Consider the following 12,591-nt stretch of genomic DNA (forward strand, 5'->3'; position numbering starts at 1 on the left):
GGCCAGGGCACCCGGACCGGCAAACACCAGATAGAGGAAAATGAAGCAGAACGAGATCGCCGAATCGCCGCCATTGTTGACGGGGAAGAAGTCGCGCGGCATGTGCGCCATGAAATAGGCGATCGCCATCTCGCCAGCCAGGAGGAAGGCGACCGGCCGGGCGAAGAGCCCAAGCGCCAAGAGAATGCCGCCCACGAATTCGAGGAGGCCAGCGGTCAGCGTCAGCCCGGTCAATGTACCGGCATGGTCGCCGGCGGGAAAATTGAACAGCTTTTGCGTACCATGTTCGATGAATTGCAGTGCCGTCATGATGCGCAATGCGGCCAGAGCCTGCGGCTGATATCTGGCAAGGCCGTCGAAAAGCTTCATCTAAGACTCCATTTCACCCCATAGATTATCGCCCGGCAGGGGACCATTCACTTCGCATGGCCCCGCCATCAACAATCAGTGATGGAAATGTTCCTCGTCCTTTCAATATTTTTCTCTCTAAGGTTGTATTAAAACCGCTATAGTTGTACTGAGATCCAGACACTCCAAACCATGTGGGTTCCGTTTGCCATGAGAAAAGTCGTCGTCAGCCTATTCGCCATCCTTGCAGGCACCAGCGTCGCCATGGCCGACGACGCCGGCTGTGCTGCTTTCAAATGGCCGGTGACGCGCGAGGAGGCCCTGTTTGCGGCGGCGCCCGCCGCGTAGTCCGGCGCTGACCTTTCGGTCGGCGAGGCTGCAGATGTGGCGTTGGCGCCGGTCGGCACGATCAGCTTCACCGTTCCGCCGGAACGCGCGCCGGCAGCCGGTACATTCGGCGCGACGGCGAGCGTGGCCGTGCCCCCGGAGGGAGAGCTCCAGATCAGCCTGTCTGATGAGGCCTGGATCGATGTCGTTCAGGACGGTAAAGCCGTGAAGTCGGCGGCTTTCAGTGGTATAAAAACCTGTCCGGGGATCCGCAAGAGCGTGCGCTTCAAGCTAGCCGCCGGCCCGGCGACCATCCAGCTCAGCGGCGCCAAGAAGCCCGATCTCAAAGTTTCCGTGCTGACGCCGGAATAGTTCTCAAAGACCGTAAGATTGGAGGGACAGCGCCCCTCTCAGTCCTGCCCGACATCTCCCCCACGAGGGGGGAGATCGGTTTTTGCTGCCGGTTTCGCCAATTGCGACGCGACGTTGCTACCGCACCGGTGCCATTAGCGCGAAGTGGGCGCCTTGTGGGTCCGTGCACTGCACGATCCAGCTGCCGCCGGGGACCTCCATCGGACCCATCAGGATCTTGCCGCCATTGTCGGTGACGCGCTTGGCTGCCGCATCGATGCCGGGCACGTTGAAATAGAACTGCCAGACCGGCATCGGGATCTGCTCGGGCTTTTTCATTATGCCGCCAACCGGCTCGCCGCCGAAGGCGAAAAGCTGGTAAACGCCCATCGGACCCATATCCATGGCGTCGCCCTTCTCCCAGCCGAACTGGCTGGAATAGAAATCGAACGCCGTCTTCCAGTCTGACGTGTAGAGCTCATGCCAGCCGATGTTGCCGGGTGTCGTCAACGGTAGCGGCGGCTGGTCGGGGCCGCTGGGCTGCAGGAAGTTGAACATCGCGCCTTGTGGGTCGGCAACGACGGCGAAGCGGCCGACGCCAGGAATGTCGTCGGGCTCGCGGTGAACCGCGCCACCAGCCTTCTTGAGGGACGCCGTTGCGGCATCGATGTCCCTGGTGAGGATATAACCGATCCAGGCCGGTGGCATGCCCATCTTGCGCGCGTCCTCGGGCAGCGTCATCAGCCCGCCGACGCCGCGCTCGCCGACATTCATGACGATATAGCGCGGCATGCCCGGGGCCCCTTCGAATGACTGCCCCCGCCAGCCCACCACGGAGGTGTAAAACGCCTCGGCGGCGTCGAGATCGGTGGTCATCAGCTCGTACCAGAAGAAGGGCATAGGGGACTGTGGCATTGTCGTGCTCCTTGCGGTTTGTACATCGATCATGCGCGATCTATCCTAGGACGATCTTCACGACGAAAATCCGACAGCCAACCAAAAAAGATGACGGCAAATTGGAAATGTTACTGGGTTGCGCGCCCTGCGGTTTTCGATTTTGCTTGCAGTCAACGAGGGGTTGTTGATCCATGCGCCGGATGTCGCTCACTTCCGAACTTGTCGCACTGTGCCATCGGGAGGAGACCGATCCCGGCCCCGACCGCAGCTGGACGCAGCTGACCGACGAAGATTTTCGGGCCCTTGCCTTGCGTCTCTCAGGCGAAGCAGGCGAGACCCCCCTATGGGTGTTCGCTTATGGTTCGCTAGTCTGGAAGCCGGCGTTCGAGTCCGTTGAACGACGACGCGCCACCGCGTTTGGCTGGCACCGGTCCTTCTGCCTCGACATGGTCCGCTGGCGCGGCAGCGTCGAGCAGCCCGGGCTGATGATGGCGCTCGAGCGGGGCGGGCGATGCAACGGCGTCATCTACCGCTTGCCGGAAGGCGAAAAACCGCTGCAGGTCGAAAGGCTGTTGCGGCGCGAGATCGACGACCGCGAGAGCATCGGTTTGGTCAGGTGGCTTCCCGTGCATACGGCCCAAGGCACAGTCAGGGCGCTGGGCTTCTGGGTCGGCGTAACCGGCGAGGGCACCTCGCTCAAACAGCCGCTGGAAAAGGTAGCGCGGGTGCTGGCCAGAGCCTGCGGGCATGTCGGATCCGGTGCCGAATATCTCTACAACACCATCAGTCACCTGGAAGAGTTCGGCATTCGGGACCGCAATCTGTGGCGGCTGCAAAAGCTGGTCGCGAACGAGATCAAGTCGATCCATGGCCGTGCCCTTGATGTCGGCCTCCTATCCGGGCCCTGAGTCACGACGTTCACGTCGAAAACGCCGGAACAAATCCTACGTGCATCAACGGGCAAAATCACCGGTATGTTCACCGGCAGCGTGTGGTCAGATCCAAGCAGCTATGGCTTCGCGAGCAATCACCTCTACCGTGCATTCGAGACTGAGCAATAGGAAATGCGAACAGTCGTCTGTCGGCCCGGGTATTGATCGCAACCAGTGCGAGTTCTCCACTCGGAGGAGGGGCCATCTATAGGAGGCTTGCCTGCCAGAGCCAATCAACGGGATTGAGCTGCTAGCGCTGACATGGGTCACTCCCAACATGTCGTCATGAGCCGAAAGCGCTAGCACTCCGTGGAAGTTGATCTTGAGGGTTCGTTCGGACGCCCCGACGAAGAAGTCACCTTCGACGCCCAGTTCAAAGTAACTGTCGGATTTCAGACGCCACACCTGACAGGCAGCCAGCGGTAAATCTTCCACAGGCTCCCACCGCCGAACCGCCTCCTGAACGATATTCATCCCCTTCTCAACGTTGCGAACGATGTTAAAGCGCCTATCACCCTGTGAGCGCTTAGAACAGCTTGTCGCCACTTGGGAGCGCACAGCCTTCATTGACGCGATCGATCAAATCGCTCCCCGAAAACATGAGTATGTTTATCATGTTTTTACTATGGCTTTTCAGTTGCTTGCGGCGAAAATTGACCAATTGATAAAAAAACAAAACGTGCTAGCCTTCCCCAAAACAAGAACATGGGGAACTGATGATGCCAGAAGGCCAGTTCAAGCAAGGCATTGCCGGCGGGCGGCTTTCGCCGGAACAATATGCCGACAATTTTGCCGACCTGCATCCACCACTCGATCATCACGAGGCGCTGGTCGAATCCGACCGCTGCTATTTCTGCTATGACGCGCCGTGCATGAATGCATGCCCGACCTCGATCGACATCCCGCTGTTTATCCGCCAGATCTCGACGGGCAATCCGATCGGCTCGGCCAAGACGATTTTCGACCAGAACATTTTGGGCGGTATGTGCGCGCGCGTCTGCCCGACCGAGACGCTGTGCGAAGAAGTCTGCGTGCGCGAGGTGGCCGAAGGCAAGCCGGTGCAGATTGGTCGCCTTCAGCGCTACGCCACCGATGTCGCCATGGCCGAAAACAAGCAGTTCTACAAGCGCTCCGAACCGACCGGCAAGACGGTCGCCGTGGTCGGCGCCGGACCGGCGGGGCTTGCGGCCGCGCATCGGCTTGCCCGCCATGGCCACGACGTGACCATCCTGGAAGCCCGGCCGAAGCCCGGTGGCCTCAATGAGTACGGTATCGCGGCCTATAAGAGCGTCGACAATTTCGCCCAGGCCGAAGTCGACTATGTCACGTCAATCGGCGGCATCGACATCCAGAACGGCAAGGCGCTCGGCCGTGATTACCAGCTGTCGGACCTGACCAGGAATTACGATGCGGTGTTCCTCGGCATGGGGCTTGCCGGCGTCAATGCCTTGCGAGCGGATGGCGAGGAGGCGCAAGGCGTCACCAATGCTGTCGAGTTCATTGCGGAGCTTCGTCAGGCCAGTGATCTGGCCAGCCTGCCAGTCGGCCGGCGTGTTGTCGTGATCGGCGGCGGCATGACGGCGATCGACGCGGCGGTGCAATCGAAGCTGCTCGGAGCCGAAGAGGTGACGATCTGCTATCGGCGCGGCCCCGAGCACATGAACGCTTCCGAATTCGAGCAGGATCTGGCTGCCGCCAACGGCGTCATCATCCGGCACTGGTTGCAGCCGAAGCGGGTCATTGCCGATGGCGGCAAGGTGGCGGCGATCGAGCTCGAATATACCGCGATGGACGGCGACCGGCTCGTCGGCACCGTCGACCAGGTGTTCAAGGCAATCGGCCAGAGCTTTGTTCCGGCTGCGCTCAACGGCAGCGGTGCGGAGATCGCGCTGGAAGCCGGCCGCATCAAGGTCGATGCGGAAGGGCGCACCTCGCTGGCTAATGTCTGGGCTGGCGGCGACTGCATTTTCGGCGGCGACGACCTGACTGTTTCCGCCGTCGCGCAAGGCCGGGACGCGGCGGAGAGCATTCATCGGGCACTGACCTCGAACGGGAGGGCATGAGCATGGCAGACATCCGCAACAATTTCGTCGGTATCAAGTCGCCGAACCCGTTCTGGCTGGCCTCGGCGCCGCCGACCGACAAGGCCTACAACGTCATACGCGCCTTCAAGGCCGGCTGGGGCGGCGTTGTCTGGAAGACGCTCGGCGAAGAGGGGCCGCCGGTGGTCAACGTCAACGGTCCGCGCTACGGCGCCATCTGGGGCGCCGATCGTCGCCTGCTTGGCCTGAACAATATCGAGCTGATCACCGACCGCGACCTGCAGGTCAATTTGCGCGAGATCAAGCAGGTCAAGATGGACTGGCCCGACCGGGCAATCGTCGTCTCGCTGATGGTGCCGTGCGAGGAGCATGCCTGGAAGGCGATCCTGCCGGTGGTCGAGGAGACCGACGCCGACGGCATCGAGCTCAATTTCGGCTGCCCGCATGGCATGTCGGAACGAGGCATGGGTGCCGCCGTCGGCCAGGTGCCGGAATACATCGAAATGGTGGTGCGCTGGTGCAAGGCCAACACCCGCATGCCGGTGATCACCAAGCTGACGCCCAACATCACCGACATACGCAAGCCGGCACGCGCTGCCCTTGCCGGCGGCACCGATGCGGTGTCGCTGATCAACACCATCAATTCGATCACCGGCGTCAATCTCGATAGTTTCGCACCGGAGCCGACGATCGACGGCAAAGGTTCGCATGGCGGCTATTGCGGCCCGGCGGTGAAGCCGATCGCCATGAACATGGTGGCCGAGATCGCACGCGACCCGGAAACGCATGGCCTGCCGATCTCCGGTATCGGCGGCATCACCACCTGGCGCGACGCCGCCGAATTCATGGCGCTTGGCGCCGGCAATGTGCAGGTGTGCACTGCGGCGATGACCTATGGCTTCAAGATCGTGCAGGAGATGATTGCCGGCCTGGAAAACTGGATGGACGAGAAAGGCCACACCTCGCTCGACGACATCGTCGGCCGCGCCACGCCGAACGTCACCGACTGGCAGTATCTCAACCTCAACTACATCGCCAAGGCGCGTATCGATCAGGACGCCTGCATCAAATGTGGCCGCTGCCACATCGCCTGCGAGGACACCTCGCATCAGGCGATCACCAGCATGGTCGATGGCGTCAGGCATTTCGAGGTGATCGAGGCCGAATGCGTCGGCTGCAATCTCTGCGTCAATGTCTGTCCGGTCGAGAACTGCATCACCATGGAGCCTTTGGCGGTCGGCGTGATGGATCAGCGCACCGGCAAGCCGGTGTCGCCGATCTATGCCAACTGGACGACGCATCCGAACAATCCGATGGCCAAGGTGGCGGCGGAATAGCATTGCGAAAAAATGCGGCGTTCACGGGCGCCGCTTTTTAACTTTCCTATTGCGGATAAAAGTTATCCAGGATAATGTATATCCATGAACAGGAGAGCGAAATGAAGCTGGGCGAAGGCGTCGAAGCGGCCATCCACTGCGCCGCGATGCTTGCCGGCGTTGATGGCGCCGCGACCTTGCCGGGTGCTGCGATGGCCGAAGCGTTCGGGCTGTCGCCGAGCTATCTGCTTAAGCATCTCAACGCGCTGACGGCGTCGGGCATTCTGGAATCGGTGCCGGGGCCGTCCGGCGGCTACCGGCTGGCACGGCCTGCGGAACGCATAACGCTGCTCGATGTCGTACTGGCCGTCGAGGGGCGCGAACCGGCTTTCCGTTGCGCCGAAATCCGCCAGCGCGGCCCGGCGAAGCTCGATGCCTCGGTCTATGTCAAACCTTGCGGCATCAACGTGGCGATGCTGAAGGCCGAACGTGCCTATCGCGCCGCGCTCGCCGACGCCCGGCTGTCCGACATCGTTGCGGAATACACGGCCGATGCCGATCCCCGTTCGGTCGCCGCCAACTGCGCCTTCGTCGAGCGCCACCAGCGGCCGCAGAAATCAGGTTCAACCAAGCAAACATGAAAGGCTACAGACGATGAAACAGAGGCTGCAATTTTTCGGCGCGGCGCCGGAGATCATGAAGGCGGTGTCGGCGCTCAACAAGGCAGTCGACGAATGCGGGCTCGAAAAAAGCCTGTTGCATCTGATCAAGCTCGGGGCGTCGCAGGTCAACGGCTGCTCGTATTGCGTCGAGATGCACAGCCGCGAAGCGCGCCGCGACGGCGAAAGCGAGCAGCGGCTCTATCTCGTATCCGCCTGGAAGGAATCGCCGCTGTTTTCAGAGCGCGAACGCGCAGCCTTCGCCTGGACCGACGCGCTGACCAGGATCGCCGACAACGGTGTGTCGGACGAACTCTATGCACGGACGCTCGAATATTTCTCGGAGGAAGAGCTGGTCAAGCTCTCGGTTGCGCTCGGCATGATCAACATTTGGAACCGGCTTTGCGTTCCCTTCCATGCAATCCATCCGATGCCAGCGGTCATGGCCGCCTGAGCATGGACCAGGCGCGCGGCCTTGCGCCGCGCGCCTCTTTTTTGTCCAAGGACCAACAGTATGTTTTCAAACTTTGATAGTGAGATTTTAGTCGCCGCCCGCCTGCTGCTTGGGGGCGCCTTTGTCTTTGCCGGCCTGCGCAACATTCAGAACGCGGCCTTTGTGACCCAATTGATGACGACGCGCGGCGTGCCCCAGGCACGGCTGGTGCTGTGGCTGGGGACTGTCCTGCAGATCATCGCCGGAGTGCTGGTGATCGCGGGCATCTCGACCGCTGCCGCCGCTCTCTGCCTGGTGCTGTTCCTTGTCGTTGCAACGCCGATGTTCCATAATTTCTGGGATCATCAAGGGCCCGAGCGCGCGTCCCGCATCAATGGCTTTGTCGGCAACGTCGCGCTGACCGGAGGATTTCTGGCGCTGATCGCGCAGTCGCTTTGACAGCGATCATCGCGTCGAGGTAGCCGCGTTACGCCGCATACCGCAAGCCGCCATCACAGGTCAGGACTTGGCCGGTGACGAAGCTGTTCGAAACCAGGAACGCAATCGCCTCAGCGACGTCCTCGGCCCGGCCGATACGGCCGACCGGCGTCTTGTCGGCATACTCGGCAAACACCGCCTGCCGCTGATCGTTGGGCAGGAAATCCCACCATGGCGTGTCGATGACACCCGGTGCCACGACATTGACGCGTAACGGCTTCAGCTCCATCGCCAGGATCGGCACCACGGTCAGCAGCATGCCGTTGACGGCGGCGATGCCGGCGACACCCGGCGCCGACAATTGCGCCGACACCGCCGAGATGAAAGTCACCGAACCGCTCTTGTTCAACGTCGGCAAGGCGGCCTGCAGGCAGGAGAGCTGTGGCCGGACCTTCTCGTCGACGCCACCGCCGATGTCGGTCAGGTCAAGCGTTTCGAACGGGCCGAGCCCCTTGCCGCCGCTGGCGGCCAGCACCAGGTGATCGAAAGGGCCGACGTCGCTGAAGAACCGGCGAACCTCGTCCGGTTTCGCGGCATCGAAGGCAGCTTTTTCGACCGCACCGCCAAGGCTTTGCCATGCGTTGTCGAGCCGTTCCCGGTTGCGCCCGGTGATCGTCACCTTCATCCCCGGGCCGAGCAGCTTTTTCGCGGTGGCGAGGCCGATGCCGGAGGAGCCGCCGACGACGACGGTGTGATAGGTTTTCTCGATCATGAATTTTCTTTCTTCGATGTTGCGGAAGCGGGTGCGAGCCCGACTAGGCCGAGGCTCAATTCGCGCAACTGCTGCCTCGCCTTCGCGTCATAGGCTTGCGCATCGGCGCGGGATTCTCTTTGGCCGTCGAAATAGAGGCCGCTTCGCCCTTCGAGTGCCGGCGATGTGGCGAGGTTGATGATGGCTTCGGCGCCGGTTTCGACCGAGCTCCACGGCGTGATGCCCGCCTGCCGCACCATCGTAGTGTTCATGTAGCTTGCCGGATGCAGGCTGTTGACGGTCACATTGGTGCCGTTCAGTTGCTCCGCCAGATCGATGGTAAACATGATCTGCGCCAGCTTGCTCTGGCAGTAGGCACGGACGCCGTCATAGGAGCGGGTCAGCATGACGTCGTCGAAGTCGATCGCCTGCTGGCCTGCCGAGGCGACGTTGACGATGCGCGCCGGCGCACTGGACTTGAGCAGCTGCAGCAGCTCCGTGGTGAGCAGGAAGCCGGCGAGATAGTTGACGGCAAAGCGCAGTTCGTAGCCGTCGGCACTGACTTGTCGTTTCGCGTTGGGGCCGGCGGTGCCGACGCCGGCATTGTTGATAAGGACATCGAGCCGCTTGGTCCTTGCGCGCACGGCCTCGGCGAGGCGGCGGACTTCCGCCAGAGAGGAGAGGTCGGCGACCAGCAGCTCGGTCTTGCCGCCGGCGGCTTCGATTTCGGCCACCGTCGCCTTGCCCCTTGTCGCATCGCGGCCATGCACCAGGATGCGGGCGCCGTCGGCGCCGAGCCTTTGCGCGACGACGCGGCCGACGCCGTCGGTCGACCCGGTGATGAGGATTGTCTTGTCTTTCAGTTCCATGTTCAGAGCCTCCATCTCATCGCTCTGAGCCGAAAGATGGGGCACCAGCCACTTGCCAAACAGTTCAAACTTTATCCCGGTATCGGTACTGCTATAATAGCGCATGGATTCCACCACGCATTCCGCCGAAGACAGCCGCCGGCGCGAGCTTGGTGCCTTTCTGCGTTCGCGGCGCGAAAGGCTGACGCCTTCGGCCACGGGCATCTCGACCGGCTTGCGCCGGCGCACACCCGGGCTGCGGCGCGAGGAGGTGGCGATGATCGCCGGCGTCGGCACGACCTGGTACACCTGGCTGGAGCAGGGCCGCGACGTTCGGCCGTCGGTGGAAGTGCTGACCGCACTCAGCCAGGCGCTGCGCCTGGACGCGGCCGAGCAACGGCATCTGTTCATCCTTGCCGGCCGACCGCAGCCGGAGCGTCGCGTCGACGCGCCGGAAAAGGTCGATAGTCCGTTGCTGCACATGCTGCAGAGCCTGGTCCTGCAGCCGGCCTATGTCCTTGGGCGGCGCTGGGACGTGCTGGCCTGGAACGCGGCCGCGGCAGCCGTGTTCGGCGACTATGGCCTGCTGGAGGGCGATGCCCGCAACATCGTCCACATGGTTTTCACCAATCCGCAGCATCGGCGCCTGCTCGTCGACTGGGAGGAATTGGCGCGTGCCGTGCTGGCGTCATTCCGGGCAGAAAGCGCCAGATATGTCGGCGATCCGGATTTCGAGCGGCTGATCGCGCTGATGACGCGCTCAAGCCCGGAGTTCCGCGCCTGGTGGCCGCTACGCGACGTCGCCCGCAACCTATCGGGTGTGAAGCATGTCAGGCATCCGATAGCGGGCGCCATGGCGTTCGAGCATATGAGCCTGTCGATCGACGACGGCTCGGACATGAAGCTGATCGTCTACACGCCACTCGCCGAGCAGAACTCGATCGCCAAGCTCGAACAACTGCTGGAGACGCTTCCGGCCGAGCGGCGCAGCGCGTGAACATCAAGGCTAGCCCTTCGGCTTCAGCCCGTCGATGAACAATTGCTCAAGAAACCTTGCGGCATCCTCGAAGCGGCCGTCGCCGCCGCGGTCGGGGCCGAGCACGGCGCGGACCTGGACGTCGAAATCGGCATAATGCTGGGTCGTCGCCCAGATCGAGAAGATCAGGTGCCAGGGGTCGGTGCGGGCAATCTTGCCGGCGCGCATCCAGCCCTTGATGACGTTGGCTTTCTCGTCGACCAGCGTCTTCAACTCGCCCTCCAGCATCGGCATGATGCGCGGCGCGCCCTGAAGGATCTCATTGGCAAACAGCCGGCTCTCGCGCGGGAAGTCGCGCGCCATTTCGAGCTTGCGCCTGATATAGCTGCGCAATTCGGTCAGTGGATCGCCAATGTCGTCGAGTTCGCGCAGCGGCGCCAGCCAGGTGTCGAGAAGCCGCTGCATCAGCGTCTCGTGGATGTCCTCCTTGCGGCGGAAATAATAGAGCAGGTTCGGCTTCGACATGCCGGCGGCTTCGGCGATCTGGTCGATGGTCGAGCCGCGAAAACCGTTGGTGGAGAAGACTTCGAGCGCCGCTTCGAGGATGAGCTCGCGCTTTTCCAGCTGGATGCGGGTGCGGCGAGGAGCGGAGCTTTCGACCGCACCCGTCACCTCGAAAAACCTTCGCTGCGAGGAGTGTCTGGACCAATTCTCTGGACCAGTTTTTCTCCGCCCTGTGGAGCGCACTTCGAAAGCCGCATTTCCGCTAGTAATCCCTTGACCGCTGATAAGGCGGTGCTAACGTTTGTCCAACCGGTCAAAAATTTGCGTAGCACGAAAACGTCGCGAAGACCAAGTGTTGGAAAGACCAGGCGTTAGCCGCACCGAAACAGGTTACAAGGGGAAGTCTTGGTCATGTCCAACCGGCTGAAAGTCACGCCGAACGATCTCAGCGCATTCTGGATGCCGTTCACGGCAAACCGGCAGTTCAAGCAGGCGCCGCGCATGATGGTGTCGGCCAAGGACATGCATTACACGACCAGCGACGGGCGCAAGGTTCTCGACGGCACCGCCGGCCTGTGGTGCGTCAATGCCGGCCACTGCCGCCCGAAGATCACCGAGGCGATCCAGAGCCAGGCGGCCGAGCTCGACTATGCGCCGGCCTTCCAGATGGGCCACCCGATCGTGTTCGAGTTGGCCAATCGCCTGGTCGATATCGCGCCGAAGGGCATGGACCATGTGTTCTTCACCAATTCCGGATCGGAATCGGTCGAGACCGCGCTGAAGATGGCGATCGCCTATCACCGCGCAAAAGGCGAGGGCTCGCGAACCCGCCTGATCGGCCGCGAACGCGGCTATCACGGCGTCAATTTTGGCGGCATTTCGGTTGGTGGCATCGTCACAAACCGCAAGATGTTCGGCACGCTGCTCGGCGGTGTCGATCACATGCCACACACGCATCTGCCGGAAAAGAACTCCTTCACCAAGGGCGTGCCCGAGCATGGCGCGGAACTGGCGAACGAGTTGGAGCGTATCGTCGCGCTGCACGACGCCTCGACCATTGCCGCCGTCATCGTCGAGCCGGTGGCCGGTTCCACCGGCGTCATCCTGCCGCCGAAGGGCTATCTCGAGAGGCTGCGCGAGATCTGCACCAAGCACGGCATTCTTCTGATTTTCGATGAGGTCATCACCGGTTTCGGCCGCCTCGGCACGCCGTTTGCCGCCGACTATTTCGGCGTCACGCCGGATATCATGACCACCGCCAAGGGCGTCTCCAACGGCGCCATCCCGATGGGCGCGGTGTTCGTCAAAAAGGAAATCCACGACGCCTTCATGACTGGCCCCGAGCACATGATCGAGTTCTTCCACGGCTACACCTATTCGGGCAATCCGATCGCCTGCGCGGCGGCGCTGGGCACGCTCGACACCTACAAGGAAGAGGGGCTGCTGACGCGCGGCGAGGAACTGGCGCCGTACTGGGAGGACGCGCTGCACTCGCTGAAGGGCGAACCGAACGTCATCGATATCCGCAACATCGGCCTGATCGGCGCAATCGAGCTGGCGCCGATCGCCGGGCAGCCGACGAAACGCGCCTTCTCGGCTTTTGTGAAGGCGTTCGAGCGCGGTGCATTGATCCGCACCACCGGCGACATCATCGCGCTTTCGCCGCCGCTGATCATCACCAAGGGCCAGATCAACGAATTGATCGACCACGTGCGCGAAGTGCTGAGGGCGGTGGATTGAACCAGGCGCAGCTTTCCCTCCCCCTCGAG

General features: G+C 62.2%; 13 protein-coding genes and 1 pseudogene. 9 read left to right on the forward strand and 5 right to left on the reverse strand.

From position 1 onward, the window contains the following. On the reverse strand, window positions 1-369 hold a 369-nt coding region (locus E5W70_RS26530; protein ID WP_292664046.1), incomplete at its 3' end, for a DoxX family protein. A 171-nt stretch (window positions 370-540) separates the two neighbouring features. On the opposite strand from E5W70_RS26530, the pseudogene E5W70_RS26535 reads away from it, so the two are divergent. After that, window positions 541-1,047, forward strand: a pseudogene (locus E5W70_RS26535) (hypothetical protein). 117 nt (window positions 1,048-1,164) lie between these two features. On the opposite strand, the gene E5W70_RS26540 reads toward E5W70_RS26535, so the two are convergent. Further along, the gene (locus E5W70_RS26540; protein ID WP_292664048.1) at window positions 1,165-1,941 is read right to left on the reverse strand and encodes a VOC family protein; all 777 of its coding nucleotides are present in this window, start codon (window positions 1,939-1,941) and stop codon (window positions 1,165-1,167) included. A gap of 173 nt (window positions 1,942-2,114) precedes the next feature. Here E5W70_RS26540 and E5W70_RS26545 point away from each other — a divergent pair, with 173 nt between their 5' ends. The 6 genes from E5W70_RS26545 to E5W70_RS26570 all read left to right on the forward strand — a co-directional run bounded on the left by E5W70_RS26545 (window position 2,115) and on the right by E5W70_RS26570 (window position 7,764). Next, window positions 2,115-2,831: a gamma-glutamylcyclotransferase gene (locus E5W70_RS26545; protein ID WP_292664050.1), complete on the forward strand. Its 717-nt coding sequence runs from the start codon at window positions 2,115-2,117 to the stop codon at window positions 2,829-2,831. Between the two features lie 743 nt (window positions 2,832-3,574). Beyond that, on the forward strand, window positions 3,575-4,918 hold the full coding sequence (locus E5W70_RS26550) for an NAD(P)-dependent oxidoreductase (RefSeq protein ID WP_292664051.1): 1,344 nt from the start codon (window positions 3,575-3,577) through the stop codon (window positions 4,916-4,918). Between the two features lie 2 nt (window positions 4,919-4,920). Next, window positions 4,921-6,234 (forward strand): NAD-dependent dihydropyrimidine dehydrogenase subunit PreA, encoded by a 1,314-nt coding sequence (gene preA / locus E5W70_RS26555; protein WP_292664053.1) that lies wholly within the window; start codon window positions 4,921-4,923, stop codon window positions 6,232-6,234. Window positions 6,235-6,335: 101 nt separating this feature from the next. Then, a complete protein-coding gene (locus tag E5W70_RS26560; protein WP_292664055.1) occupies window positions 6,336-6,854 on the forward strand; it encodes an Rrf2 family transcriptional regulator in 519 nt (172 codons plus the stop codon). 13 nt (window positions 6,855-6,867) lie between these two features. Continuing rightward, window positions 6,868-7,326 carry a carboxymuconolactone decarboxylase family protein gene (locus tag E5W70_RS26565; protein ID WP_292664057.1) on the forward strand — a complete coding sequence of 153 codons (459 nt, stop codon included), beginning with the start codon at window positions 6,868-6,870 and terminating at the stop codon, window positions 7,324-7,326. A 60-nt stretch (window positions 7,327-7,386) separates the two neighbouring features. Continuing rightward, on the forward strand, window positions 7,387-7,764 hold the full coding sequence (locus E5W70_RS26570; RefSeq protein ID WP_292664069.1) for a DoxX family protein: 378 nt from the start codon (window positions 7,387-7,389) through the stop codon (window positions 7,762-7,764). A 28-nt stretch (window positions 7,765-7,792) separates the two neighbouring features. On the opposite strand, the gene E5W70_RS26575 is transcribed toward E5W70_RS26570, so the two are convergent. After that, a complete protein-coding gene (locus E5W70_RS26575; protein ID WP_292664060.1) occupies window positions 7,793-8,515 on the reverse strand; it encodes an SDR family oxidoreductase in 723 nt (240 codons plus the stop codon). After that, complete coding sequence (locus E5W70_RS26580; protein ID WP_292664062.1) at window positions 8,512-9,363, reverse strand: SDR family NAD(P)-dependent oxidoreductase; 852 nt, start codon at window positions 9,361-9,363, stop codon at window positions 8,512-8,514. Before E5W70_RS26580 ends, E5W70_RS26575 begins: the two co-directional genes overlap by 4 nt. 103 nt (window positions 9,364-9,466) lie before the next feature. Between E5W70_RS26580 and E5W70_RS26585 the strand changes: the two genes are divergently transcribed. After that, window positions 9,467-10,339, forward strand: coding sequence for a helix-turn-helix transcriptional regulator (locus tag E5W70_RS26585; protein ID WP_292664064.1), 873 nt, complete (start codon window positions 9,467-9,469; stop codon window positions 10,337-10,339). Window positions 10,340-10,348: 9 nt separating this feature from the next. Here E5W70_RS26585 and E5W70_RS26590 read toward each other — a convergent pair whose 3' ends face one another. Beyond that, window positions 10,349-10,990, reverse strand: coding sequence for a TetR family transcriptional regulator C-terminal domain-containing protein (locus E5W70_RS26590; RefSeq protein WP_254819042.1), 642 nt, complete (start codon window positions 10,988-10,990; stop codon window positions 10,349-10,351). A 243-nt stretch (window positions 10,991-11,233) separates the two neighbouring features. Here E5W70_RS26590 and E5W70_RS26595 point away from each other — a divergent pair, with 243 nt between their 5' ends. Continuing rightward, window positions 11,234-12,562, forward strand: a complete 1,329-nt coding sequence (locus E5W70_RS26595) for an aspartate aminotransferase family protein (RefSeq protein WP_292664066.1) — start codon at window positions 11,234-11,236, stop codon at window positions 12,560-12,562. Window positions 12,563-12,591: the final 29 nt, after the last annotated feature.

Origin of the sequence: Mesorhizobium sp. (assembly GCF_005063415.1) — a bacterium.
Taxonomy (GTDB): Bacteria; Pseudomonadota; Alphaproteobacteria; order Rhizobiales; family Rhizobiaceae; genus Mesorhizobium.

What these genes read in the sequence shown, in the direction of transcription:
- E5W70_RS26540 (WP_292664048.1), bottom strand. Translation starts at nt 1,941, where the DNA reads ATGCCACAGTCCCCTATGCCCTTCTTCTGGTACGAGCTGATGACCACC.
- E5W70_RS26545 (WP_292664050.1), top strand. Translation starts at nt 2,115, where the DNA reads ATGCGCCGGATGTCGCTCACTTCCGAACTTGTCGCACTGTGCCATCGG.
- E5W70_RS26550 (WP_292664051.1), top strand. Translation starts at nt 3,575, where the DNA reads ATGCCAGAAGGCCAGTTCAAGCAAGGCATTGCCGGCGGGCGGCTTTCG.
- preA (WP_292664053.1), top strand. Translation starts at nt 4,921, where the DNA reads ATGGCAGACATCCGCAACAATTTCGTCGGTATCAAGTCGCCGAACCCG.
- E5W70_RS26560 (WP_292664055.1), top strand. Translation starts at nt 6,336, where the DNA reads ATGAAGCTGGGCGAAGGCGTCGAAGCGGCCATCCACTGCGCCGCGATG.
- E5W70_RS26565 (WP_292664057.1), top strand. Translation starts at nt 6,868, where the DNA reads ATGAAACAGAGGCTGCAATTTTTCGGCGCGGCGCCGGAGATCATGAAG.
- E5W70_RS26570 (WP_292664069.1), top strand. Translation starts at nt 7,387, where the DNA reads ATGTTTTCAAACTTTGATAGTGAGATTTTAGTCGCCGCCCGCCTGCTG.
- E5W70_RS26575 (WP_292664060.1), bottom strand. Translation starts at nt 8,515, where the DNA reads ATGATCGAGAAAACCTATCACACCGTCGTCGTCGGCGGCTCCTCCGGC.
- E5W70_RS26580 (WP_292664062.1), bottom strand. Translation starts at nt 9,363, where the DNA reads ATGGAACTGAAAGACAAGACAATCCTCATCACCGGGTCGACCGACGGC.
- E5W70_RS26585 (WP_292664064.1), top strand. Translation starts at nt 9,467, where the DNA reads ATGGATTCCACCACGCATTCCGCCGAAGACAGCCGCCGGCGCGAGCTT.
- E5W70_RS26595 (WP_292664066.1), top strand. Translation starts at nt 11,234, where the DNA reads ATGTCCAACCGGCTGAAAGTCACGCCGAACGATCTCAGCGCATTCTGG.